The 26,142-nt window shown below is 42.7% G+C and carries 21 protein-coding genes; 4 read left to right on the top strand and 17 right to left on the bottom strand.

What is annotated here, in order from left to right; all coding sequences use genetic code 11:
- Positions 1-142: 142 nt before the first annotated feature.
- The 4 genes from EO95_RS16600 to EO95_RS16580 all read right to left on the bottom strand — a co-directional run bounded on the left by EO95_RS16600 (position 143) and on the right by EO95_RS16580 (position 6,667).
- On the bottom strand, positions 143-628 hold the full coding sequence (locus EO95_RS16600) for an RNA-binding protein (protein ID WP_048136522.1): 486 nt from the start codon (positions 626-628) through the stop codon (positions 143-145).
- Positions 629-802: 174 nt separating this feature from the next.
- A complete protein-coding gene (locus EO95_RS16595) occupies positions 803-1,966 on the bottom strand; it encodes an MFS transporter (protein WP_048136521.1) in 1,164 nt (387 codons plus the stop codon).
- A gap of 310 nt (positions 1,967-2,276) precedes the next feature.
- Positions 2,277-3,410, bottom strand: a complete 1,134-nt coding sequence (locus EO95_RS16585) for an MFS transporter (protein WP_048136519.1) — start codon at positions 3,408-3,410, stop codon at positions 2,277-2,279.
- 1,241 nt (positions 3,411-4,651) lie between these two features.
- Positions 4,652-6,667 carry a sodium-translocating pyrophosphatase gene (locus EO95_RS16580; protein ID WP_048136518.1) on the bottom strand — a complete coding sequence of 672 codons (2,016 nt, stop codon included), beginning with the start codon at positions 6,665-6,667 and terminating at the stop codon, positions 4,652-4,654.
- Between the two features lie 1,049 nt (positions 6,668-7,716).
- On the opposite strand from EO95_RS16580, the gene EO95_RS16575 reads away from it, so the two are divergent.
- Positions 7,717-9,744: a sodium-translocating pyrophosphatase gene (locus EO95_RS16575; RefSeq protein ID WP_048136524.1), complete on the top strand. Its 2,028-nt coding sequence runs from the start codon at positions 7,717-7,719 to the stop codon at positions 9,742-9,744.
- Positions 9,745-10,089: 345 nt separating this feature from the next.
- Positions 10,090-11,196: an RNA-guided endonuclease TnpB family protein gene (locus EO95_RS16570; RefSeq protein WP_048136517.1), complete on the top strand. Its 1,107-nt coding sequence runs from the start codon at positions 10,090-10,092 to the stop codon at positions 11,194-11,196.
- A 258-nt stretch (positions 11,197-11,454) separates the two neighbouring features.
- On the opposite strand, the gene EO95_RS16565 is transcribed toward EO95_RS16570, so the two are convergent.
- Together EO95_RS16565 and EO95_RS16560 are read right to left on the bottom strand one after the other, a co-directional pair.
- Positions 11,455-11,913 carry a hypothetical protein gene (locus EO95_RS16565; protein WP_048136516.1) on the bottom strand — a complete coding sequence of 153 codons (459 nt, stop codon included), beginning with the start codon at positions 11,911-11,913 and terminating at the stop codon, positions 11,455-11,457.
- Between the two features lie 37 nt (positions 11,914-11,950).
- Positions 11,951-13,432, bottom strand: coding sequence for a dihydropteroate synthase-like protein (locus EO95_RS16560; RefSeq protein ID WP_048136515.1), 1,482 nt, complete (start codon positions 13,430-13,432; stop codon positions 11,951-11,953).
- A gap of 58 nt (positions 13,433-13,490) precedes the next feature.
- Between EO95_RS16560 and EO95_RS17790 the strand changes: the two genes are divergently transcribed.
- Complete coding sequence (locus EO95_RS17790) at positions 13,491-13,640, top strand: hypothetical protein (protein WP_156161162.1); 150 nt, start codon at positions 13,491-13,493, stop codon at positions 13,638-13,640.
- Here EO95_RS17790 and ftsZ read toward each other — a convergent pair.
- Positions 13,637-14,815 (bottom strand): cell division protein FtsZ, encoded by a 1,179-nt coding sequence (gene ftsZ, locus EO95_RS16555; RefSeq protein ID WP_048136514.1) that lies wholly within the window; start codon positions 14,813-14,815, stop codon positions 13,637-13,639. The two genes, EO95_RS17790 and ftsZ, sit on opposite strands and share 4 nt — an antisense overlap.
- A 1,033-nt stretch (positions 14,816-15,848) precedes the next feature.
- Between ftsZ and EO95_RS16550 the strand changes: the two genes are divergently transcribed.
- The gene (locus EO95_RS16550) at positions 15,849-16,529 is read left to right on the top strand and encodes an HAD family phosphatase (RefSeq protein ID WP_048136513.1); all 681 of its coding nucleotides are present in this window, start codon (positions 15,849-15,851) and stop codon (positions 16,527-16,529) included.
- A gap of 109 nt (positions 16,530-16,638) precedes the next feature.
- Here the strand turns inward: EO95_RS16550 and EO95_RS16545 are convergent, their stop codons facing one another.
- From EO95_RS16545 to EO95_RS18620, 10 genes are all read right to left on the bottom strand, one after another.
- Entirely contained in the window at positions 16,639-18,552 is a 1,914-nt protein-coding gene (locus EO95_RS16545; protein WP_048136512.1) for a beta-CASP ribonuclease aCPSF1, read from the bottom strand.
- 112 nt (positions 18,553-18,664) lie between these two features.
- On the bottom strand, positions 18,665-19,297 hold the full coding sequence (gene psmB, locus EO95_RS16540; RefSeq protein WP_048136511.1) for an archaeal proteasome endopeptidase complex subunit beta: 633 nt from the start codon (positions 19,295-19,297) through the stop codon (positions 18,665-18,667).
- A 292-nt stretch (positions 19,298-19,589) separates the two neighbouring features.
- A complete protein-coding gene (locus EO95_RS16535) occupies positions 19,590-20,102 on the bottom strand; it encodes an HDIG domain-containing metalloprotein (protein ID WP_048136510.1) in 513 nt (170 codons plus the stop codon).
- A 10-nt stretch (positions 20,103-20,112) separates the two neighbouring features.
- The gene (locus tag EO95_RS16530) at positions 20,113-20,607 is read right to left on the bottom strand and encodes a transcription factor (protein WP_048136509.1); all 495 of its coding nucleotides are present in this window, start codon (positions 20,605-20,607) and stop codon (positions 20,113-20,115) included.
- A gap of 119 nt (positions 20,608-20,726) precedes the next feature.
- On the bottom strand, positions 20,727-21,953 hold the full coding sequence (locus EO95_RS16525) for an ATP-grasp domain-containing protein (protein WP_235283076.1): 1,227 nt from the start codon (positions 21,951-21,953) through the stop codon (positions 20,727-20,729).
- Positions 21,950-23,014: a 60S ribosomal export protein NMD3 gene (locus EO95_RS16520; protein WP_048136508.1), complete on the bottom strand. Its 1,065-nt coding sequence runs from the start codon at positions 23,012-23,014 to the stop codon at positions 21,950-21,952. The genes EO95_RS16525 and EO95_RS16520 overlap by 4 nt, the downstream gene beginning before the upstream one ends.
- 828 nt (positions 23,015-23,842) lie before the next feature.
- A complete protein-coding gene (locus EO95_RS16515; protein WP_048136507.1) occupies positions 23,843-24,184 on the bottom strand; it encodes a hypothetical protein in 342 nt (113 codons plus the stop codon).
- Positions 24,185-24,556: 372 nt separating this feature from the next.
- A complete protein-coding gene (locus EO95_RS16505) occupies positions 24,557-25,294 on the bottom strand; it encodes a dolichyl-phosphate beta-glucosyltransferase (RefSeq protein WP_235283075.1) in 738 nt (245 codons plus the stop codon).
- Between the two features lie 327 nt (positions 25,295-25,621).
- The gene (locus EO95_RS17785; RefSeq protein ID WP_156164091.1) at positions 25,622-25,795 is read right to left on the bottom strand and encodes a hypothetical protein; all 174 of its coding nucleotides are present in this window, start codon (positions 25,793-25,795) and stop codon (positions 25,622-25,624) included.
- A 220-nt stretch (positions 25,796-26,015) separates the two neighbouring features.
- On the bottom strand, positions 26,016-26,142 hold a 127-nt coding region (locus EO95_RS18620; RefSeq protein ID WP_327037179.1), incomplete at its 5' end, for a hypothetical protein.

Raw genomic sequence — 26,142 nt, 5'->3', positions numbered from 1 at the left:
GGATAGTACTGTCCTATATTGGGATCTATATTAATTAATTTTGCTATTATAAAGCCACACTGGTTACCAGCTTCTGTTCAGGAATTTTTCCGTTTGCTACAGGGACATTTTCTCTCAAACAGGGTCCCTCTTATGAGCTCCCTCATAACTCAAAATTCCAGAGTTTGTCTCCTACATAGGTTATTGACTTTATGGCTTTTCCTGAATCTGCATCAACCATCTGTTGCCCTTCCATAAGGGCTTTTCCTATGGCAAGAGGTTTTCTGTGTGTCTCTTCAACTATAATTACGAGATCCCCTTCTTTTATTTCGGGGTCAGCTTCCAGGATACCCGGGGCCATAATATCCGCTCCGTTTGAAACGAAACGAATAGCTCCTTTGTCTACAACAACAAGACGTTTCTGTAGCCCCATCTCAAGAGCTCCGCGGACTGTAGGGAAAAGAGTCCCCTCTATTTCAAACAGAAGAGGTCTGCCTTCCACAAGGATAAGGGAATATTCATCCAGAGTAACCTTTTCCAGAGTTTTGTTTTCCAGATCTGCCATCTCTTCACCGAAGGCGGATTCAAGGTCTTTTAACATCTTGTTCTTTGCATTTTTCCTCAGCTGAACTCTTGCCTTTATTTTCAATCAATCACCTGATTTCAAAAGGGTACGGTTATTCATAGGATAGGGTTTTTGAGCTTTTTAAAGCTTCTGTGGGTCCTCAGAGGTTCCTGCTGCAGGATATTTGCTACAGGATATTTAATCTCCCTTAAAAGTTTTTATCTGATTCTTATGGCTTTTGCCTGGTCTTTACGGTTTTTATTCAAACTTTATGCAAAGCATCATAAGAAGCACCAGAGAGCTTCCGAGAAACACCGTTTCATAGCCTAAAGGATCTATAAATAAACTTCCAAAAACCGGTACCAGCCCGAGGCCTGCGTAAATTCCTGTATTAAAGATCCCCATTGCAAATCCACTCGAACTTATCCTGGATACGGCAGTAACAAGCCCTATCACTGCAGCCCCTCCCCCTGCACCAATAAATAAGAATGCCAGCAGAGGTGCTTTTATGGAGAGCAGAACACCTACAGCTGCAAGGACTATTCCTGTCCTGATTATTTTCTTATAATCCGCGCTTGCTCTCCCTGCAGCCAGGGAACTCAACATTGCAGCTATATATGAGGCTGAAATTGCAAGCCCCAGCTCCGGTTTTGTCAGGAAGTCCGCACTGTAGTCCGGATAGTTTGAAGTCAACAGGCCGGTGGCTCCGTAGAGGAGGACTGAAATTCCCCATATCTTCCAGAAGCCGCTTTCAGAAAACGCTTTCCGGGCTTTTTTCCGGTGTCCGGCAGGTTCGAAGGGCATTAAGGTCTCAGTTTGCTCTCCTGAAGATTCTTTACTGTTTGAGGCGCCGGATTTTTTCTTCTTCCAGCCAGAGCTGCCTGAAGATATCAGTTTCCAGGCTTCCGGGAGAATTGAGGCAAAGGAAAAACCCGCGAGAATGGTAAAGATATTTATTGCAGTTTTGATTCCCATTTCCGCAAGCATTCCGGAGAAAAAAACTCCTGCAGCCAGTCCGGCATTTAACAGAAAATTAAATTCTCCCAGACTTCGCTGGCTGTCTTTCCATTCCGCAAGCATGGAATAAGCCGCAGGAAAAAAAGCCCCGCAGCCCATACCTTCTACGAATCTTGAGGTGCCGAGAATCCACAGGTTGTCAGAAAATGAAATAAAAAGCCCCGAAATAACAGTAAGTATAATTCCCAGGCCTGCTACCTTCAGGTTTCCTATCCTGTCTGCAAGGATTCCGAATGGAAGTAGTGTAAGAAAAGCCCCTATAAAATATCCGGAATAAAGCAGGCTTGAGACAGCAGGGCTCGCGTTTCCCTCTCCCGCAAGCTCGGGAAGGACGGGAATTGCTGCATTAGAAAGGCCCTGGATCGCAAAGACTGAAGAGTAGAGTATGAGTTTTTTCGAGTTCATGGTTTTTTTCTGTTCTGTGTGTCTGACCAGTTATTTAATTTTCTATAATTCTACTTTCCACAATCTTATTTTCCTGCAAGCTTCAGATATTTCTGGTTTCTCAGGGATCTATTTCTTTCTGGTTCTTATTATGAATTTTTTCATCTTTTTTAGGGGATAGTGGTACCACCGTCCGGGAAGCGCCTTCCAAAGATCTTAATGTGGATACATCTTAATGTGGATACATCTTAATGTGGATACATTTGAATGTGGATACATTTGAATGTGGATACATTTGAATGTGAATACATTTGAATGTGGGGACTATCTTTCAGTTTTCTAATAGAAGGGTTCCTGCCAGGATACAACCAGTTGCGACAAATATTTTTTCAAAGCTCAGGATACCTGTAAGGAGCCCTGCAGCGATCGGAAGCAAGGAAAGGCCTGCATATATGGTTGTGTTAAAAAGCCCCATTGCAAGACCTTTATCTGTATCCATTCTTGCAACAGCCAGGGCAAAACCTACCATTGCAATTCCTGATCCTCCCCCGAGGCTTGAAAAACCCAGAAAGGGGTATTTGATAGCAAAAAGGGCGCCAAGGGCAGAAAATGATAATCCTATCCGGATGATTGTCTTTTCCTTGACTCTAAAACGCCCAACCAGAAGAGAAGTGATCATGGCGCAGATATATAGGCTCGCAATAGCGCTTCCAAGCTGGGCTTTTGTCAGGACTCCTAAACTGTAATCAGGGTAGTAGGCTATAAGAACTCCTATTGCTCCGTTGAGCAAAAAAGAACTCAGCCATATCCCTGAATTGTGGCGGTTAAGAAGCCCTGCAACTTCGCCGAAAGAATGTTTGAAATGGTCTTTGAGAGAACCCGGACCTGGCAGTAAATCTGATCTTCCTCCCGTTCCTTTCAGGTTAATGAGCTCTCTGTGCCTGGGAAGAAGAGGGATAACCGAAAGTAAAGCCATAAAAGTGAATATAAGGATGGCACCTTTAAGGTAGATATCTGCCAGCAGTCCTGAGAATAAAGCTCCCGAAGCCAGCCCTGCATTGAATAGAAAGGTGAATTCTCCCATGCACCGTCCTGGATCTTTACACTTTGAAAGTGTAGAAAAGGCTGCAGGAAAAAAAGCTCCGCAGGCAGAGCCTTCCATAAACCTGGAAATCAGAAGGACCCACAGGTTTTCGGAGAAAAGGATAATTAGCCCTGAGATGGCTGTAAGGATAATGCCAAGTCCTATTAACCTGAAGTTTTCGAATCTGTCAGCCAGAATCCCGAAGGGAAGCATTGTTGCAAGGGCTCCCAGAAAGTACCCTGAAAAGAGCAGGCTTGATGCAAATTCTCCATACGTACTGTGATAGCGGGCTGCAAGTTCTGGGAGGATGGGGATTACAGCATTGGAAAGCCCCATAATTGCAAAAACTGCAATATAAATCAAACGCCTCTCAGGGTTCATAGAATTTAAAACTCGCAATCTCGTATAAGTTTTTTATCGTGACTACTCTCCTGAAACCTGTTATTCCTTTTTCAATATTTACGGGTTCTTCTCTTAAACATCTGTTAAATATATTATATAAATATAAAATTCTATATAATGTTCTTACCTGATCTCCTATAACTATTCAGCCTGTAAAAACAAGTCGATTGATCTCGATTTTGGTGAAAATTGGCTGTATGGTTACTAACCGGGGAGAAATGAATAAAACACAATCAATAGTCAACAATTATATAAAATAAATTCACCTAAATTGGCCCATCAATTTTTTTTAAAAATGGCTCTTGATGTTGTTTTTCATGGGCCGCATAGTCCCGATATTTTCTCTATTATATTTAACTAGAAAGAAATGCATAGCTATTTATATAATTACTTTGAATAGGGGTTATGTGAGTAATGTGAGCGGGAAACTTTTTTCACATACCATACCCCCCACTCCCCATATGACCCCCCACTCCCCAACCCGCTCACACTACTTCTAACTTATTTCTAATTATGCAGCTCTTTTTTCTGTTTCTTTCCAGACTCAGTTACTTTTCTGCTGCTTTTGCGGATCTTTTAGGTAGGTCTAATTTCCTTCTTTTATCTTTTCTATTATTTCGCGGTGATTTGTTTCGTGCCATCTGCTGAACTATCAAATGTGTAATTACAGGGCACTTTGGCACTTTTATTTGGCATTTTCACCTGCGAATCTCACCTTCATAACTTATTTTATTTCTAAACGTTTATTAATTCCTTAACTCTTTTCATATTTTAATTTAAATCATATTTTTATTCATAATATTATGAGATTACCTATTATATTACCTATTATATTATCTTTTCTATTTTTCTGGTCATGTTTGAGTATTTTTTAAGTCATATTCTTCTCTATAATGACTATTTATCCCATAATGGACAACTTTAATCTCTTCTTATATTGGAATAAATTTAGTCTATAAATGTAAAATTCTCTGAAAAATTTCTATTCATCTATAAAAACATGAGTATGCCATTCTATAATACAGATTATTTTTGCAGGAAAACTGATTGAAAAATATAATTTGATTCATGGGGTGTACTTAAAAAAACGAGTCTGTTTTTAAGGGGAAATTGCCTGAAAAAGCGGATCATCCGATAAAATAAAAAACCAGGATAAAAATGAAATGTGAAATTGGGGAAATGGATTCCCGGATTAAGGGATTCCAGATCCTTCTCTTCCCTTAGAAGAGGCCGCTGTGTATTATAAGGGATGAGAAGAGAATTGCCACCATATTCACAACTTTGATCAGGGCATTAAGGGCAGGCCCAGCAGTGTCTTTGAAAGGGTCACCTACGGTATCCCCGACTACTGCAGCTTTATGAGCTTCTGAGCCCCTTCCTCCGTGATTTCCATCTTCAATCAGTTTTTTTGCGTTGTCCCAGGCTCCTCCTCCATTATCCATCAGGAGGGCGAGCATAAACCCGACTATAATAAGCCCTATGAGAAGCCCTGCAAGTGCTTTCGGGCCAAGGATGAACCCCACAAGCAGAGGCACAATTACGGCAAGGAAACCGGGCATTGCCATCTCATGGATAGCTGCTTTTGTTACTATGTCAACACAGCGTCCGTATTCTGGCTTAGCTGTCCCTTCCATAATTCCAGGGATCTCCCTAAACTGCCTGCGGACCTCATTTACAACCTCAAAAGCAGCTTTTCCCACCGCGCTCATCGTAACTGCACTGAATATGAACGGCAGCAGTGCTCCGAGAAGAAGTCCTGCAAGCACCACAGGGTCGTCGAGGTTCAGGGACTGTCCATTAAGGTTTACCTTGTTGCGGTAGTCTGCAAAGAGAGCAAGTGCACCCAGAGCTGCAGAGCTTATTGCATATCCTTTGGTAACCGCTTTTGTGGTGTTTCCCACGGCATCAAGGGCATCCGTGACTTTTCTGACCTTAGCTGGAAGGTTTGCCATCTGGGCAATTCCACCGGCGTTATCCGTAATAGGGCCATAAGAGTCCAGAGCAACTATCATACCTGTGGTTGAGAGCATTGCAACGGCAGCGATGGCAATTCCGTAGAGCCCTATCCCCGCGTCTGCTGCTCCTCCCACGATAAAGTACGAAGTAAGTATACCTATCACAATTATTACAGTAGGCACGAGCGTGCTTTCGAAGCCTATTGATAACCCTGAAATAATATTGGTTGCAGCCCCTGTTTCTGAAGCAGCTGCGATTGTTTTTACTGGTCTGTAGCTTGTGGAAGTGTAGTATTCCGTAATCATCACCATAAGCACCGTGATAACGATGCCTACGATAGTGGCATAGAAAAATCTGATGTCACCCATAAGGGAGTTGGTTACGAAATAGAAAGCAACCAGGCTGATAATTGCAGAGCCGCCTACGCCCTTGTAGAGAGCCTGCATGATCTTCCCTTCTTTTCCTATCTTCACAAAGAAGACAGATATGATGGATGCAAAGATTGCGACAGAACCCAGTATCAGCGGGTAGAGTATGGCGTTTTCGTAAGTGCCGATAACAAGGGAACCGAGTAGCATGGCAGCCAGAGAAGTAACCACATACGTCTCAAAGAGGTCTGCCCCCATCCCTGCGCAGTCGCCCACATTGTCACCCACATTGTCGGCAATAACTCCTGCATTCCTGGGATCGTCTTCCGGGATCCCGGCTTCGATCTTGCCTACGAGGTCTGCCCCTACATCTGCAGCTTTTGTAAAGATTCCTCCGCCAACCCTGGCAAAAAGGCTGATAAGGCTGGCTCCGAAACCAAATCCGACAACTAAGTCAACGTTCCCATAGAGGATGTAAAAGCCACTTGTCCCGAGCAGTGCAAGTCCTACCACTGCAAGTCCTGTTACAGCCCCCCCGCGGAATGCAACTGACATGGCTTTTTCAATTCCGTTTGATGCAGCATGAGCAGTCCGGACGTTTGCCCTGACTGAGACGCTCATTCCTATATAACCGGCAGCAGCCGAACTTATGGCACCTGCCAGGAATCCTATGGCCATTTTCAGCCCATCATCGAGCAAAATAAGAATCAGGAACGCGAGAATGATCGAAACTACTGCAATCGTTTTGTACTGGCGATTTAGATAAGCCATAGCCCCTTCCTGAATTGCACCGGCTATTTCCTGCATTTTCTCATTGCCGGTATCTTCTTTCAGGACGCTTTTTGCGAAAAAAGCAGCGAAGACCAAACTTATAATGCCTGCTAAAGGAGCAATAAATATTAAACCTTCCATAAATTTCCTATCCTTTGGTTTTGATACCCTTTCACATTATCATTTTTTTATAATTCCTTTTCAGAGTTCCTATCCTTTAGCTTCAATCTCTCTCATTATCTCCAACATGTATTTATTTTTATTTTATAACGATTTTTACATATCAATCTAGTATTAATTCTAAAATATTATTTTGAATTGGTAAAGCCTCATCTTCGATGACAGCGTAAATAGTTATTTTTTATATAAACGTTTGCGCTCCTTTGCCTCATCAAAGGTCCCTTTCAACTCCCTAAAATACGACCATTTTTTTCCTATAATTGATATTAATAAAATTCAAATCTGCAGGATCGAGGGGGGCATGTCAGGGGGCAAAAAGAGGGTTTGATAAGGGTTTTCTGAATATAATCTCCGGAGAAACCAGTGATTTTTTCCTGCATCTTTTTCGGTAATTTTTTTGACACTCTCAGTTCCGGCTATAATTCTTATAAAGAAATAGTGGATAAGACTGGAAATGTGAACGAAGAGACCATCTTTTCCTTTTGCTCATCTAATTTGGATATATATTTATTCTACTAACAAGGTAATAAGTTTCCGTATTCATCTGGCGAGGGAGAACCCCGGGTTTTTGCCCTGAGATAAATGGGTCGGACCCAGATATGAGCAGGGACCGTTTGACCGTTTAACTCCCAGAGGTCTCCTGTATCAGTAAGAGTTGTTTAACCAGGATGAATCGCCTGAATAATTGGACTGTTTAACCAGCAAAAGTCGTCTAAATCACAGGAGTTGTCTAAAAAAACAAATCGATAACAAAAAAGAAGGAAAAGTCTAATCTATAAGACCGGCGGAATATTACTGTCGAGTAGATTTATATAAAATTGTAACAACGTGTCAATTCGCAATGAAATATTTTTGTTGTGCGTGGGCTGAATTCTCAGTTTCTCCAGAGTTTCAATGGAAAATCCAGTATCAATTTATATACAAAGACCCATCTATTATCACAAAAATACTTCTGAGGATATCTTTATTGAAATGTTCCGGATGTGTTTTCTGGTAGGATGGTTGAAATTATGGATATGTTAATCTACCTTGCACCAATATGTGCTCTTATTGGTCTGATTTTTGCAGGTATCTCCTACAAAAACGTCCAAAACGAAGGCGAAGGTAATGATCTTATTAAGAAAATTACTGCGTTAATTCACGATGGAGCCATGGTCTATCTTAACAGGCAATATCGTGCAATCGCTGTTTTTGTCGTTTTCCTTGCAATTGTAATTGCATTAATTCTGCCTAACGGAGTTCTCACTGCAGCATGTTTTGTTTTTGGTGCAGTGCTTTCCGCAACAGCTGGATATGCAGGGATGCTTACGGCTACTATTGCGAATGGGCGGACCACAAATGCTGCCACAAGGGGTATTGGTCCTGCTTTCAAGGTTTCATTTGCATCAGGTGCCGTTATGGGGATGAGTGTTGTAGGTCTTGGTCTTTTTGGGCTGTCTGTTTCATTTATAATTCTTTCAAGTGCCTTAGATCTGGGTCTGCTCACCACCGTGAACATTGTTGCGGGTTTTTCACTCGGAGCTTCTTCTATCGCTCTCTTTGCTCGCGTAGGCGGCGGGATATTTACCAAAGCTGCTGATGTCGGTGCAGACCTTGTAGGCAAGGTCGAAGCCGGGATCCCGGAAGATGACCCGAGAAACCCTGCTGTAATTGCTGACAATGTCGGAGATAATGTCGGAGACATTGCCGGAATGGGGGCTGACCTCTATGAATCATATGTAGGCTCAATCCTTGCAACGATGCTTCTTGCAGCATCAACAGCAGCAACTACTTTCCCTGGCATCCCGGTTCAGAACGTTGTTCTAGTTCCGCTGGTTATTTCAGCTGTTGGAATTCTTGCATCTATTATCGGTACTTTTTTTGTCCGTACAAACAAGACCGAGTCTTCAGCAATCCACATGGCATTTAATATGGGGTTGATTGCTGCAATCGTTCTTACTGTCATTGCTTCATACTTCGTTACAGGCCAGCTTCTTGGAGAGTACGGGCTGAACGTATTCTTTGCAACCGTTGCAGGGCTTGTTGCAGGTTTCCTCATCGGGCAGATTACGGAGTACTACACATCGTATGATAAAAAGCCGACTCTCAGGGTTGCAAATTCCTGTCAGACAGGCTCAGCTACAAACATCATCACAGGTTTTTCAAAAGGGATGGAATCAACTATCTGGCCTGTTATTATCATCAGTGCTGCAATCTATATTTCGTTCCAGCTCGCCGGCCTCTATGGCATAGCTATTGCAGCTGTCGGAATGCTTGCAACGCTCGGGATCTCTCTCTCAGTCGATGCATACGGCCCCGTAGCTGATAACGCAGGAGGCATTGCAGAGATGTCTCACCAGAAGAAAGAGGTGCGCCAGATTACCGATACTCTTGATGCGGTAGGAAACACTACGGCAGCTATGGGTAAAGGTTTCGCAATTGGTTCCGCAGCTCTTACTGCACTTGCCCTCTTTGCTTCATATGGTATTGCAGTGGGTCTCGATGCTATCGATGTTATGAATCCGAATGTATTCATCGGGCTTACTATAGGTGCAATGCTTCCTTTCCTCTTCTCATCAATGACCATTCTGGCTGTCGGAAATGCGGCAGGTGAAGTGGTGGTTGAAGTGAGGAGACAGTTTAAAGAGATTAAAGGTTTGATGGAAGGCAAAGCTGATCCGGATTACAGTAAATGTATTGCAATCTCAACACACTCTGCTCTTAAAGAGATGGTTGCACCCGGAGTCCTTGCCGTTGTTGCACCCCTTTTAGTCGGACTTGTGCTTGGCCCCGGGGCTCTTGGCGGACTCCTTGCAGGTTCCGTGGTTTCAGGTTTCATGCTTGCAATCACAATGTCTAATGCAGGAGGTTCGTGGGACAATGCAAAGAAATACATTGAACTCGGAAACTTCGGCGGAAAAGGTTCTGATGCCCACAAAGCAGGTGTAACCGGCGATACTGTAGGTGATCCTTTCAAGGATACAGCAGGTCCTGCAATCAACATCCTCATTAAGCTCATGAGCATTGTGGCTGTTGTGTTTGCACCCTTGTTTATGTGATTTCCTAACTTTTTCCCTTCTTTTTTCTTTTTTCTTTTTAGCCTTGTTTCCTCTGTTCTTTTAGCCTTGCTTCCTCTGTTCTTTTAGCCTTGCTTCCTCTGTTCTTCTTTTCCAGTGGTTTCTTTTGCTTAAATCTGTGGTAGGTTGTCTATTTCCTGTGTTTCGTATTGCCCTTTTTTGAGTATCAGAAGAATATGCCTTTTCTTCCAGTGCATCGATTCCAAATTATGGAACTAAATCTTTAGGAGCAATAAGGGCTAATCCCCGCCATTTCAATGGTGGGATACAACCCGTCAACTTCGACATAGTAATATTTATTTAAGTCAAATTGCCTAATTCCTTATTATGCCTAAAGTAACTCGTTATAGAATCTATCCAACAAAATCACAAGTTACAAAGCTGAATTCTACTTTGGAACTGTGTAGATGGGTATATAATGAAACTTTGGCATTAAGAAAAAATGCATGGGAATCTGAACAAAAAAAAATCAGTTATTACGATTCTAAGAAAATGATCCCTATCTGGAAAAAAGGTAAACCAGAACTTAAAAATGTTCATTCTCATACTCTTCAAGATGTAACTATGCGTGTAGATCTTGCCTTTCAAGCTTTTTTCCGTAGAGTTAAAGCAGGAGAGAAAGCGGGATATCCACGATTTAAAGGTAAAGGCTGGTATGACAGTATTACTTACCTACAATCTGGATTCTCCTTAAATGGTAATATGTTAACCCTCTCCAAAATCGGAGACATAAAAATCAAAATGCATAGACCACTTGATGGTAATATTAAACGCTTAACTATCAGGAGAACTTCAACCGGAAAATGGTTCGTATCAATCCTCACTGATATTGAAACTTATCAACCACTTGAATATTCTGATAAGTCAGTAGGTATTGATGTTGGAATCCTCTCTTTTGCAACTTTATCGAATGGAACTTACATTCCAAATCCGAGATTCTACATTCAAGAAGAAAAGGCTCTGGCTAAAGTTCAGAGAAGTTTTTCCAAAACTGAAAAAGGAACTCCTGAAAGAGCTAAATTGAATAAATCGTTATGTAGAGTACACGAACGCATTTCTAACAAAAGAGAAGATTTCGTTCAAAAACTCAGCAAAAATCTCGTTGATAATTACGGTACAATCTGTTTTGAAGATCTTAACATTAAGAACATGTCAAAAAATCACAATCTGGCAAAGCATATCCTTGATGCAGCCTGGGGTAAACTTGTAACTTATACTTCCTACAAAGCTGAGAACGCTGGTAGAAAAGTAATACTTGTTGATCCTAAGAATACTTCAAAGTTGTGTTCAAATTGTGGTATGTTGGTAGAAAAAGATCTGTCAGAAAGAACTCATAAGTGTCCTTTCTGTGGTCTGTCTATTGACCGTGATCTTAATGCTTCTATCAATATTCTCAGACTGGGATTGCAGTCTGTTCGTAAAACCGATAGATGACCCTCATTTTAATGAGGGGAGCAGTCACCTAATCTCAAACGAATATATAAACCACTGAAAACACTGAAACCACTGAACACACTGAAAACACGGAATAAAGGGAGTGCGGAGGCACAGTTGTAAGTCCCCTTCCTCGGGGGCATCAGCCCGATCGGTGGGGTAGTTCACTTTATGTTTGGAATGAAATAAAAAAGACCTTATGTAAAGGAAGAAGAAAATCTGTCTTTTGAAGCCCGGTTCTTTGTCGGTAAGGAGAGTTTAGTTAACTCCCCTTACTTGAAGCAGCTGGAATTCTATTTCATCAGGAACTGTAGCAAGGAACACAAAGGTGTTGTAACCCAGTTTCTGTATTTCTTTGATTGCATGTGCCTGGGTCTCATTCAGGTCTCTTGAGTCGCTTACGATACAGAATGACTTCCTGTTTCCCGTGTTCACAAGGAAGTTAAAGGTCTTTCCATGGGTGTTGAGGAAGGCAACCAGGTTCTTAAGCTCATCCCATGTATTGCACATATGGATGTTCCTTGATCCCATATTTTCCACATACCAGTCCCGGCTCACATAAGAGTAAGAGGCATACTGTTCATTCAATTCCTCATAGGATTTGATGATTTTATTGAGGTCTTTCCTCAGGTTTACCCATTTCCAGTTCTGTGTTGTGAAATAGCGGGCTGCCACTATCTCAAAGATTGACTGCTTATCTTCATTTTCGAGTTTCATTTTCTCACATCGCTATTTTGTCTGCCTTCCAGTGTGCTCAGAATACATCATCCTGGGCATAACTCCGGTTAAAGCGCAGGGCAAGTTCGGCTTTTTCCAGTTCTCTTCCAAGGTATGCAGCATGGTCCAGGCGCGAAACCAGCTCAAGTTCGAGCAGCGTGTCCATAACTTCCCTGGCACTCTCTCCTGCAACTGCGGTTTTCTCGTGTTCAGCCACAATCAATCCGCCGTTTCCGCTTATTCTATCCGGCACAATCCGGACTCGAATGGGACCTGCAGGGTCTACACGCCAGTTCTTCGAAGCTCTGGCCATGATTACTTTTTCAGGGAGGGGGTTTTCAGGGCGCCTTCTTTTTTCCTTTATGCAGAGAAGGTCAATTCCAAGGTCCTTTGGAGAACTTTCCCTTATCCTGCAAAGCTGCATCATCTCAGAGGCTTTTTTCAGCTCTCTTATGGAACCCCGGGCTTTGTCGCTGTATTCGGGGGTAAAAAGGATGCTTGCTCCTGCTTCTGCCCCTATTCCGCAGAGTGTGGCATTTACCCCTATGGTGTCCACATCCATGAGTTCCGTTACATTTCCAGCTCCGAAGAATAACGGAACCTCAGGATACCTCCTGTGAAACTCATGGTAGCGTACAATAGATTCTGTTATATTGTGGCCTATAGGGTCAAGGACAGGGTCAGCTATGATCTTTTCAATCCCAAGCCTGCGGGCAGCTTCGATATTTCTTACCAGGCTTTCCAGACTGTTTCCTTCATCGGGAATTACAACTGCTGCAACGCCTGCTCCTGCAACTACCGGACCTGCAGTTTCCATGTTCGTGCCATTCAGGCTCAGAACAAGGTCTGCTCCTGCTGCTATTCCTTCTTTTATCAGCTCAGGGTCAAGCGTATCGATACTTATCGGGACGCATGTGAGGGCTTTCGCAAGGGATACTGTTCTCCTAACCTGTTCCGGAAGGGTGTTAAGTGTAGCTCCTATGTCGATAATATCTGCTCCACGGGCGATAAAAGCTTCGATTCTTATCTCCAGGTCTGCAGGGTCCATTTCCGCTGCTCCGACAATCTCCCCCATGACCTTCATGCGGGAATCCCCTCCTAGCTTTACCCCTCTGAGGGCAAGGGGTGGGTGGGCTTCCTCTTCGGCTTTCCTGATCAGCTCAAGAGCCATCTCCTTTCGCACATCTGCGAGAAGTTCACAGGCCGGAACTTTTTCGGAAAACTCAACTTCTTCTGCAAAATGGAGCACGAAACTGAGGTCATAGGCGTGTTTTGGGCCCAGCCGGATTCTGCAGCCCAGTTCTTCCGAAGCCTTTGAAAAGTCCCCCGCTACAAGCCCGGGAAGCAGAATAAGGTCATACCTGTTTGAAATTCCTGCTTCTAGACAGGCATTCATGAGCTTTTTAGGGGTTATAAATGCGGCAATGTCGATATCTGCTACAAGGACGTCTGCTTTTTCTCCAGCTGCTTTCCTCACAGTATTTTCCGCAAGCCGTCCTGTTGCAATCAAAATTTCCATATTTTTTAAATAGAATCGCTAATAAAAAAGAGTATCTGTTCGATAACCACTTCAAAAAATGAGTATCCGGTCAGGAAAAACCCGAGCTACCTGCCTTGAGGAAGCTTCCTTCCATAAATCTCTGATTGCTCTCCGGAAAAATCCGGAGAATAACCTGAGGGGAGCCCGGAAACCTGCGGGTCCGGGCTTTTGCCTGAACCTGTTTTAATTTATGAAATCAATAATCGATTCGTCGAGCTTTTTTCTGAGATGTCCTGTAGTTTCTCCTCTTCTGCCAGTGGACATTCTTCCGAATCTCTGTTCCTGGATAGGCTCAGCTTCGGTTCTGGACTCCAGGATTCCAGCTCCCGCCTGAGGGCCCAGGATCTGGGCAGATTGGACGCCTGTCATGATTGCCATTACCCGGACCTTGCCTTCATAATCGTCCCTGATCCTTGCTCCCCATATTACATTGGCACTTGGGGAAAGTTCATAGGTAAGCATAGAGGCAATTTCCTCGGCTTCTTTCAGGCTCAGGTCAGGCCCGCCTGTTACATGGACGAGGCTTCCGGTTGCACCCTTGTAATCAACATCAAGCAGGGGGTGGTTTAAGGCAGTCCGCACGACTTCCGTGCTCTTGTCCTGGCTCTTGGATTCTCCAACAAGCATTACGGCAACCCCGCCGCAGCTCATAATGGTCCTGATATCGGCGTAGTCAAGGTTGATCAGAGAGGGCACTGTAATGGTTTCAGTTATTCCTTTCACGGTTTCGGCAATTAACTGGTCCATTACTGAGAAAGCCTGGTCAATCGGAAGGTTAGGTACGTAGTTAAGCAGTCTGTTGTTATCCAGGACAATTACTGTGTCTGCTGCTCTGCGCAGGTCTTCAAGTCCTTCTTCTGCTTTGAATACGCGGGCTCTTTCTACCCTGAAGGGGCTTGAAACCATCCCTACGACGATTGCTCCCTGTTCTTTTGCAACCTCTGCAACTACGGGTGCAACTCCTGTTCCCGTGCCTCCTCCAAGGCCTGCTGTAATGAATACAAGGTCGACATTCTTTAAAACTTCTTCAAGGGTGCCTCTCGCAAGTTCTGCGGCTTTCTTTCCGGTTTCAGGATAGCCGCCTGCTCCCAGGCCTCTTGTGAGGGTTTTTCCTACAAGGATCTTCTTGTCAGCCCTTATATTGTCAAGGTGCTGCTTATCTGTATTGATACATACTGTTTCTGCACCTTCGATCCCTATGTTGTAGAGCCGGTTTACGGTATTGTTTCCTGCACCACCGCATCCTACAATCATAATTCTCGGCTGCCCGAATTCTTCGAAGTCTTCATCGGAGGAGGAAGTTTTTCGGAATTCCTTCTCTTTTTCGCTGAATTTCATTGCTTCCTGTACTATAGATTGCAATTTATCCCCTCGGCTGGATTTCGTTTATAATGGTAGCTTTATTTTTTCCTTTGACTCCCCACCCTCTATATCGGGGGGCAAATTTTTGGTTATATTCAGTTTGAATTGGGGATAACCTGTAAAAACCTTCTAAAAGATTTTCATCCGTTATCTTTAATAAGTTGGTGCTCTACTAAACTTAAACATTTCGGACATATTTAAACAGTGTTCTTAAATTGTATATGAAGTTTAAATATGCCACCCATCAATTTCATATATTTTACTTTTTTCTGCCTTCACGCCCGAATTCTCAGGGCGAAGATGCAGAAAACTTACATAATGTTTATATACAGTAACCTAAAACTTTCTCGAAAGTCTCGTTTGTCAGGAAAGCTATCCCGATCTCGCATGTCAGGGCAATTTTTATTTTCTTTCTTACCTGTTATTTTGCTGCCCTGATCTCCTTTAATTATTGTAAATATAGCCTCTATGCTACGTTTTCTTTGAGACTTCCAAACTGGGATACTTTCAATTTAATGAAAGTGTTTATATTATTACTTTTAAGTAGAATTCTCATCTTAAAAACTTTTTCGGTATCTTTCGAAGATTTTAAGGCTCTTGCTTATTTTTTCCAGTGGTAAGGAATAACTGCACATAAGTGTTTATATAAATTTAAGTTAAATCTCCTGAATTTTCTGATTATCCCCTGAGATTATTTGCTCCAAAACCACTTAATTATTTTATTCAGTTTACACCTTCTGAATAATCTGTTTCCTTTTATCAGGGAATTATAAGGAGATTTAAAACTTTTTCAAAATCGTATTATAAAAGTTTCTTGCCACTTTAACTAAATCTTTATTATTTGCCTATTCTTCAGGGGATGCCGGGAAAGCTTTAAGACTGCAAAACCATTTTTACTTTAAGTACCTTACCTTAACTCCTTACCAAACTGCACTCAGGAAGATTCATAAATTATTCATTAACTTTATCAAATCTTCCAAAATAGTTCCCATTTCTAATATTTTCCATTTATTTCGGTTCAGGAGCCAGAAAAGTGTTAAAAGCATTAATTTTTGATATGGATGGTGTTCTCGTAGACTCCATGCCTTTCCATGCAGCAGCCTGGAAAAAAGCTTTTCTTGATATGGGTATGGAAATCCGGGACGAGGATATCTATGCAATCGAGGGTTCAAACCCCAGGAACGGTCTCCCCCTACTTATCAGAAAAGCCAGAAAAGAGCCCGAAGCTTTTGATTTTGAAACGATCACCGCAATTTACAGGCAGGAGTTCAAACGAATTTTCGAACTGAAGGCTTTCGATGGGATGAAAGAATGTCTCGAAATGCTTAAGGTACATTTCCTGCTCTCGGTAGTCTCAGGCTCGGACCGCCTTATAGTTAACGGAATCCTTGACCAGCTCTTTCCCGGAATATTTGATGCCGTGGTCACTGGAGATGACGTGCTTAATTCCAAGCCCCATCCGGACCCTTTCCTGAAGGCAGTTGAGCTTCTTAAGGTCGGGAAAAATGAATGTGTCGTGATAGAGAACGCTGTTCTGGGCGTAGAAGCCGCAAAAAAGGCTGATATTTACTGTATCGGAGTCCCCACATATGTAGAGCCTTCAGAGCTTGATAGGGCAGATCTGGTGGTAGGCGACCACAAAATGCTAATGGAACATCTTCTTAGCCTTGAGCCTCTTCTCAGTCCTGAATTTGCTCCAGGGCACGGGGAATAAAAAAGTTTCGTAAAGTCTTATCTCACTATTAATTTTTCTCGACTATATTTCTACTATTCTTTTTAATAACATTTTTTTCTTAAAAAAAGTATTGTGGCCCCCCTGGGGGTCACAGTAGCCTTACGGTTTCGAGGTTTGTGAGAGCACGTGTCTCGATCTTAAGTTTCTTGTAAATGGAGCTTGCCAGATCCACGCAGGCTTTTTCGTCTCCGTGTTCTGTGAACACTCTTTCCGGACGGGGCTGCATTCTCTTAACATAATCCATAAGCTGCCTTCTGTCCGAGTGGCCTGAGAAGCCATCTACTACCTGTACTTCCATGTTCATTTTCAGGATTTCGTTGCTTCCGTTCTTTCCTGTCATGGGGATTTCCTTCCATCCCTTCTGGATCCTGCGCCCTACAGTTCCGTCAGCCTGGTAACCTACAAACACAAGAGTGTTGCGTGGGTCATCGGCAAAGGCCCTGAAATAGTCCATAACAGGTCCTCCGTTCATCATGCCCGAGGTTGAAATAACTACACAGGGGTGAGGGTTCTGAATTATCTTCTGGCGTGCCTCATGGGAGTCAACCGGTTTGAAGCATTCGGATAGGAAGGGGTTCTGGCCTTTCTGGAAGATCAGTTTCCTCAGGTCGTTATTAAGGTATTCAGGGTGAGTCGCATGGATTGCAGTAGCTTCCCAGATCATTCCGTCAAGGTAGACCGGGACTTCAGGGATAATCCCTTTCCTGATGGACTCTTCGAGCACGATCATAACTTCCTGGCTTCTGCCCACTGCAAAAGCAGGGATAAGTGCAATTCCTCCGCGCTCAACTGTATTCTTAACAACCATCTGCAGGTGCTTTTCAGCGTCCTTAAGTGCAGGCTGGAATGCGTTAGAATTCCCATAAGTAGCTTCGCTGATGACTGTTTCTACTCTGGGGAACTTGTTGACAGCAGGATCGAAAAGCCTGGTTTTCTCATATTTGTAGTCTCCCGTAAAGACCACATTATGGAGCCCGTCTCCTATGTGGAAGTGGGAAATTGCCGAGCCCAGGATATGACCTGCATTGTGGAAAGTCAGTTTAATGTCAGGGGCGATGTCTGTTACTTCCTCATAGTCCAGAGGTATGGTGTGTTTGAGGGTCTTTGTTATCATCCCTGATTCATAGGGGCTCTTCTTTCCTTCTTTAGCCGCCACGTCAATGTAGTCGAGCTGGAGCAGCACCATAAGGTCTCTTGTTGGAGGCGTACAGTAGACAGGCCCTTCGTACCCATATTTGAAAAGCAGGGGAACAAGTCCCTGATGGTCAAGGTGTGCATGGGTAACTATTACAGCATCTATATAGCTTAATGGAAAAACTTCAGGAACGTAGAGGAAAGGTGTCATGTTTTCGTCAGAACCTACATTGACTCCGCAGTCAATCAGGATTCTGGACTCTGGAGTAGAAAGCAAAAAACAGCTTCGACCCACTTCTTTACATCCCCCGAGGGCTGTAACCCTTACCCACTGGTCTTTTGAGGTACACTCCCTGTGAATTTTCCTCCCCACGGTTTTCAGGATTTCTTTTCTTTCTTTGAGGTTGTTCCTCATGAACTCCCTGATGTTTTTCACTGTACGGGACTTAATAGGAGGAGTCCGGACAACTTTGGGAATCCAGCCGATCTGCTTTGTAATCTCTCTCAGGGTTGCGCCATGCTTTCCTATTACAAGCCCAGGCTTTTCGGCTTCGATGATCACTTCTCCGGAATCGGGGTCAAAATAGTAGCTCGAGATTACGGATTCTTTTGGAACAACTTCTTCAATTATAGAAATAGAGTCTTCAGGAGTTGCAAGCACCCTGGGGTCAGGACGCATGGCAATCCGTGTCCTGAGTTCTTTTGCCAGGTTGCGGATAATATTCCCGTCGTCTGCGAATTTACGGGGCTCTTCAGTGTACAGGACAAGCTGAGGACCTTCGAATTCGACGTCGGTAATTGTAACTCCTGCGGGTAGATTTTTCTCAATTTTATTTTTGAGGTCTAATAGCACGTCTTCAATAGGCATTAAGAATCTTCCTTTTCGTCAAAAAATCAAAAAGTATCTGGATGTTAAAAAAATAATATTTGAAAAAGGTGTTAGTTTATATATTAAAATAAAAAACCAACAGTTAAATTATTTAATTTAATGAAGCCCTTCTGGATTTTACTTCTTCAGGATCCAGCCTTTTGAATGCCTCCTTTGTAATTACGACTACATCGATATTTTCTCCGGAAGCTGAGTCTCTTTTCGTTGCATTGTGAATTGCCCTTATCGCAAGATCAAGACCTTCTTTTACAGTCATATTTTCCCTGTACTGGTCTTCCAGTATTCCGTAAGCCATGGGAGAACCTGAACCTGTTGCCGAGATCCTTGTCTCTTCAATACTCCCTCCCATTGGATCCAGTGAGTAGATTCCAGGTCCATTTTTGTCAACCCCTCCGATAAGGAGCTGGACCATCATGGGGTAGTAGCGGTTAGCATTCAAGAAGTTCGACATCAAAGTGGTAATTCCTTTGATTGTCATGGATTCGTTCCTGCGCATTTTGTAGAGCTGTGACTCTACACTTACCAATCGCACAAGCTGCTGAGCGTCCCCTACCGAACCGGCAGTGGTCATTCCTACTAGGTCATCGATCTGGTAGACTTTCTTTGCAGTTTTGCTTGCGATGAAATGCCCCATTGTGGCTCGCTGTTCACTTGCGAGCACAATTCCGTCAGTACAAACTACTCCTACGGTAGTTGTGCCTTTTAGATATTTGTCATTATCCATAAACATACCCTCATAATAAGTTAAAAATGAGAAATGTTGCTAAAAAAAAATGTTTTAGTTGAGGTGAGCATTTTTAGCTTAAATCGCAGGATTTAGCAATCCATTATCTCATTATTAATATCGCTATATATAAGTCTTCCCCCTTTTTTCTAAATGCGTTCGCATTTAAAACCGGAGAATTATTTGATAAAATAATTTTTCTGTTTTTCTAATTTGATAAAATAATTTTTCTGTTTTTCTATACTGGATGTCCGAATTATTCTCTATTCGGAAAATTCAGAAAATTCGGAATTTAGCGGGAAAGTCCCTCAACTTCTTCAGCGAGGTTCTTTACCCTCTGAACCACATGTTCAGATATATCCTTTTTACGCATGAACTCCAATCTTTCGTTTATCGTTATTCTCTTCGTTCCTTTTACAAGGTTGTCGGCATGTGCAACGATTTTTTCCTCCATACTCCGGGGAAAATAATCCTCTTCAGGAAGTCCAAACTCCTTTGCTTCTTCTTTTGAAACGCCGGCTCCTATATGCCGTTTTATTATTTCGGCAACTTCAGGTTCGACTCCTTTGTTTTTAGCCAGCTTGAATCCTTCAACTGCATGAGCAATTCCATGAGTCCGGCATCTTCCAAAGTCGTGCAAAAGAGCCCCTACTTCTACAAGCTCCGGATTTACATTATTTCCGGCTGCTTTTGCCTTTTCTGCGATCTCGACTGCCAGTGAGGCAACCTCCTTGCAGTGCTCGATTACATTAGGGGCGCAGCCTGATTCTTCAAGCAGCCTTATTGCCTGGGTCCGGGTAGTCAAGACCGATCCCTTATATACTACTCAAGGCATCCACACGCTTTTTCAGGACTCCCACAAAAAGGGAGTTGTCGTAATAGGCCAGATCTTCCCCGCACATGGGACAGAGAAATTCTGTTTCAGTTGCCTCGTCAAAAAGAAGGCGAACACAGCCCTGCGGGCACGTATAGAAAACATTGTTTTCTTCAAATTCCAGGCGAGTCTTCAGGTTCCTTAGCAGTTTTTTCTTTTCCCTCATAAGCTGGTGCTCTATGCCGGAAAAGTCCAGGTGCCAGAGATATGTCAACCATCCGCTGTTTGAATCCCTCTCTCTTACAACGATTGCAAATTTATTCTCATAAAGTATGAAGAGAGTTCTTCTCACCGTATTCAGCAGAACTCCGGTCTTTGCCGCAATTTCTTCATCCGTTATCTCACCTTCGGGCATCTCTCCTATCATTTTAAGCCCTTCTTCCCCTACAAGGCTCATGAGATATCCTCTAATTACCTTGTCATTTAAATCGACCAAAGTGTTCACCTCTCAAATCCCTAATATGAATTGGACATACCAGTATTAAAGTTTACATCATGCTTTTTCTCAAAGAGATCTCTCCTATCTGGAAAAAGCTGCACTTTCACAACTGAACCTCATGCTTTTCCGGCAGAGTTCAGGGGCTTCCTTTCTTCTTTCGTTCGATTTACAATAAAAGTCTTTATCTTATCTGCCCCTCTTTCAAGAGATCGGATTGCTTCGTCTCTTGTTGAGGCGCATGCAAACAGGGAGGTAAGGGGCCAGTCAGGCTCAGTAACAGTTCCCATGGAAGGAATATCAGCACTTTTTTCCATGAGAATGAAGTCCATGAGTTTTCTGTCTATAAAAAGTTCTCGATCCGAGTAAAGAACCCCTCTTGCAGCAAAACGTTTTGCTTCCGGTTTTTCCGGAAGTTCTCCTCTGAAGCAGCCAATATGGGCTTCAAAAAGGTTCATTCCCGTCGCCATCTCTATGGTGTCCAGGCTGCCCTGGAACCTTGGATTTACTTCTAGAACTACAGGCCCCTTTTCCGTAACCAGGAAATCCACGCCATTTGAGCCCAGAAGCCCGAGTTCAAGCACCAGTTCTTCAGCAAGGGCTTCCATCTCCTCTGCGTGCGCTGTCCTGAAAGGAGTTACGTTTCCGCAGTAGGCAAACGGTAGCTTCGAGAGCCAGGGCATCCCTATCAATTGTTCATTCACAGCAACTGACAGAGCTTGATTGTTTGTGGAAAGCAAAGAAACGCTTGAAGGAATTCCTTCCAGAAACTCCTGGATTACAACCTCCTTTTCTGCAAACTCCGGGTCCAGCCTGGATAATTCTTCTAAAGCTGACAGCAGTTCCTGCCGGTTCCTTGCAACCCTGTTAAAGATTCCCCCTCCTCCTGAGGCAGGTTTGAGAATAACAGGGTATTCGATAGAGTCCAGCTCCTCCGGAGAATAACAGTGAGGGTGTGGCATCCCAAGGGCTTCAAGCTTTTTTGCAAGGTGCAGTTTGTTTGAAGCTTCCTTAGCTGCGTCGGGACAGCTAGCAAGTACCGGACAGGGGAAACTGCCTGGGTCCAGCATCTCCATTCCCGAGCCGGGTACTATGGCGTCAAAGTCAAGCCCGAAGGCGTTCATTTGAGCTATTACCCAGCCAGGATCAAGCTGATGGAGTTCGCTTGAAGTCCTGCATTCAAGGAGAGCTGATGCATATGCACATTTCTGAAGGTCAAGGTCACGAAAAACATCTATAGAGCAGACAGTGTAACCTGCCCTGCTTGCGGAGCAGACAATGTTTCGTGTATCAAACCCAATTGCAAGGATATTCTGCATGTTTCCTCGTTTTTCCAGATCTCTCATTTTTCCTGTGGAATATCGGAATGTGAAAGCGCAAAGATTCCATATTCTGTTTTCAGAACAGGGATTTCGCTTCCTGCTTCTGCACTAAAGAACATTGGTTTTTTTATTGCAACAGTTTCATAGGTCACAGGGTCAAGCACAAGAATTGCATTTTCTTCGATTGAAACCAGAACTGTAAAAACTGCATCCCCAAGATTTGCAACTTTTTCTGCGCCTTTGAGCTCTTCAGGAGTCGAAATAAACCTGGTGCCATCTTCAAGGCTTATCCCGTTGACCTTTTTTCCTGAGCTTCTTATCTGGATAATCCTTCCCCTGAACCTTATCACGTCCCCTGGCCTGAACTCCGGAAGGCGCATGGCGAAAGTAATCCTGTAGAGGTTTTTCCCGTCTTTCATCCCAACAAGGGTAGGGGACTCGGAAAAACTGCCTCCGAGTTCGTTAACGATCAGCCGGCATACCTGCCTGCTGGCGTTCATGGAGCCCATGTAGAGATCGATTCCCTCCTTCAGTTCAAGGGCTTCGCTTATAAAGGCAAGGCGGTCGCCTTTCTTCCTCATGCTTTCCATGGCTTCCCTGGCAATGGCAGAGCAGCGCCTCCTTTCCTCTTCAGTAGGGAACCTGCCTGCTGCTCTTATCTGGATGATTGCTTCAAAGTATCCTCCGGACTCACGGCTGCACATATCGCAGGCTGTCCGCTGAATCCTTACTTCTGTCTCAGCTTCGGCATGGATTGGCTCTTCTTCTACGATTGCATCTATTTCGGCTCTCACCATGTATATATAAGGTGTAATTTCTTTTGGTTCCAGGCAGAGTTCCACATCTCCGGCTTCATTGTGGATAAAAAGGACATTTTCTACGGCTTTCAGCACCACTTCTTCTATATTGCCGATATTTTCCCAGCGGCTCCTGTGAAAGTACGCTCCGCAGCTGGAACAGATCCTTACGTGGAGTACAAGGGGCAGCTCAATTGGTTTGAAGGTTTCAAAGAAACAGTCCCTGCAAACGGAATCAAAAAGTTTATCGCATTCTTTGCCGCATTTCGGGCATGTGATGGAATTCATAAAACCTCAGCAGGAAACCCTGAGTCTTTAGCTCAGGGGAGGAATACGTCAACTTCCACGTCCTGCTCTATTGAATTAGTTTTTTATTAATGTAATGAAGGCGAATAAATCACCCTCCACCTACCGAAGTAGGGTAATGCGTATCCGAATTGTGGACTTCAACTTCGTGAAGTTGGATTGTTACAGCGTACTGGAACAAGTCAATTACGGAATCCGTCTTCCTCTTGATCTGATATGGAAAGGTTTCACGATGTAAGCACTGTCCCTACCTCTCAGGATTGTTTAACTGGCATCCTTAGAGCCTGAAACTGAGGCGATATTTCAGGGTAACTATTTCTTTCCTATCATTTACCGATTTTCCGAAGCTCCTAATTGGTGATCTGGTCAACCAGGGCTTGTTAGACAAGCCCGAGTCTTTAGCTCAGGGGTGGTTGACCTATAATCCTTACTGATGGTCTTCCTGGAATAGTAGGTCCCGGAGTGTTCAGAAAGTAAAGTCTCTATAGTAATACTGAACAGTTCACCTGTTAAGCACTCTCATGTTATTTAAGAATAGCTGGATTTGCTGTTCTTCCTGTTTGTTCATGCTCCTGGGTGTCTGACTGAAATGTCATTCTACCAGACCAGTAAACCGCTGCATCTAATTTCTAAACAAATGTTAAAAAATATATAGTTCGGAAACATATTTAATAGGCTTTTTCCTTATATAATCATTTGTATAATTCTACATGGTGTAGATAATTTCTAGCAGTTAAGTATTCGGGCAGGATATGTATCCGGGCAGAATATGCAGATTTTCATGGATTTTTGAAATTATTTCTTCCTATCTCACATGTTGAATATTATAACACCAGATACGATAAACCCCATAGCAATTACTTTCTTACTGTCCATTTTTTCACAGAGCACCATTTTGGAAAGAATGAGTACCAGAACAAATTTTAAGGAGGTAGCTGTGTAAAATAACTTTAACGGGATTTCCTTAAGCGCGTACACTGTAAAAATAGTTACTATCACATACAAAATATATGCCGTAAATGTACAGGGGTTCACATACGCGGCAGTAAATTTTTTTTCAGAGGACTGGGTTGCCCCCATTTTCAAAAGTGTCTGACTGACTCCTGTAAATGCGATTACTAATAACAAATAAAATGTAGAAGAAGTAATCATGTTTCTTCTCCCAAACTGCGGGATAGTATTAAAATTCCAAAGGATATGATGAGTAACCCTAAAACGTTATACCTGGTGATCTGTTCATGGAATAGAATTGCAGAACAAAATTATATCACAAAATTAACCAGGCTTATAAATGGATAAGCATATGAAAGTGGATAGTGTATCAGTGCTTGCTGCCAGACAATCGCCTGCAGTACAAGAAATACCAGGGAGAGCAAGTAATAAATATTTGTGAGCGTAATAAAAGGTGAAGCCTCTTGTATTGTCATCGCAGCGTATTTTCCGCAAATTCCACTGCCTGCCTGTAAAAGTATGGAAAAAATTATCAGGCTAAAATAAAAGATCTGCTTTGTTTTAGATTCAATTTTATTCAAAGCACCCCTCGCAGGATTTTTCTTTTTTTTTCTTTGACTGCCTGTTTAAACTCCACCATAAACGGAAAATTTGAGACCCCATGTCTATAACATCTCTTTTAAGATTTACCGTCGTTGTGCCTCCATGCCTCCAGACTACCGGGAATTCTTTAACTTTAAATCCCCGAGACTGTGCAAGAACCATAAGTTCAGTATCCCAGAACCAGTGTTCATCCTGCACTTGATCAATTAGTTTAAACAATGGGTCTTTTTTAAAAGCCTTAAATCCACATTGATGGTCATATAATTTTGAGTGTAAAAAAGTGTGCACCAGAAAATTAAACCCTCTACTGGCTATGCCTCTTTTTAAGGGCCTTTTTACATTGCTCTGAGGCATCATTCTGGAGCCTGTTGCAAAGTCATATCCTTCTACTGAGATTGATTCTATTAGTTCCTTCAGATGGCTCATATCGGTTGCAAGATCCACGTCAATATAACAAAGAACATCTCCAGATGCAAACTTAAAAGCTCTATTCAATGCTCTGCCACGCCCCTGGCGTGAATCCGAGTGAAGATGACTCACGTAGTTATGCTCCATAGCAAGTTTACCAGCTACTCTATCTGTCCCGTCGCTGCTTCCATCTTCTGCTATAATAATCTCAAAAGAAGATGTGATTTCCCTAAGAGTTTCTGCAGTTTGGTTTACTGTTTTTTCTATTCTTGCTACTTCGTTATAAGCCGGTAATATCAACGAAACCTGTGTAATGTTAACACCCGAATAATGCTTGAATACTGGTTATTATCTATATAGTACCTCTTTAGGCTAACATTTTTAAAATTTCCACTATCAAAGATCGTCTCATTCTATTTAAAATAATTTGCTACCCTCTCTTATTTATGTGTTTTTTATGCGTTGAATTCTCACTAATTGTATTTATTTTATAATTTAATTTTCTAATATTTGTTAATAGTTATCCTAACAAATTCTGAGAAATCCTAACAAAATTCAAAAAATAGTCAATGAAATTCAAAATATATAGGGAGTTTTAGTCATAACTCTTATCTTCCGCAGATGTCCTCAAAAAATAGCATTTTTCTTTCTATCATTTTTGGAGAATCCTTCCAAATCTGCAATTATTATTTTAACTGAATCTTCGAGAAATGGAAATGAATCTGTGAATGGAGGCACAAGGTCGAAAATTGTGGGAAATTTCAAAACACATGTTTGAATAACCGGGCAGTTTCCAGACAAAAAGATTGCAGCAAAAATTGTGGAATTGAATCGGCATCTGCGGAAAGTGGGCCAACATTTATCAAAAAGGGGAGAAGTACGAACTCGCCATTGTATAAGTATAATCTACAAAAAAATTTGCCTGCAGCCTTTCATTATGATGCATCGTATTTTTTAAAAAAGAAGAAAGTTCCGTGTCAGAGAGACACGGATCTGTAAAGTTTTCAATTTACATTCGGACTTATTGTTTTGGGGGCCAGTTCTTCTCGATCCAGCCAGGGATACGGCCGGAGTCCATTGGACCAACCTTTACATTTGCACCGAGTGTATCTTCGAGGTCACCCTGCAGACGAGCTGAGAGACCTGGA

The sequence above is a fragment of the Methanosarcina sp. 1.H.T.1A.1 genome (assembly GCF_000979295.1).
Taxonomy (GTDB): Archaea; Halobacteriota; Methanosarcinia; order Methanosarcinales; family Methanosarcinaceae; genus Methanosarcina.
This window is presented reverse-complemented; position numbering and strand designations above follow the sequence as displayed.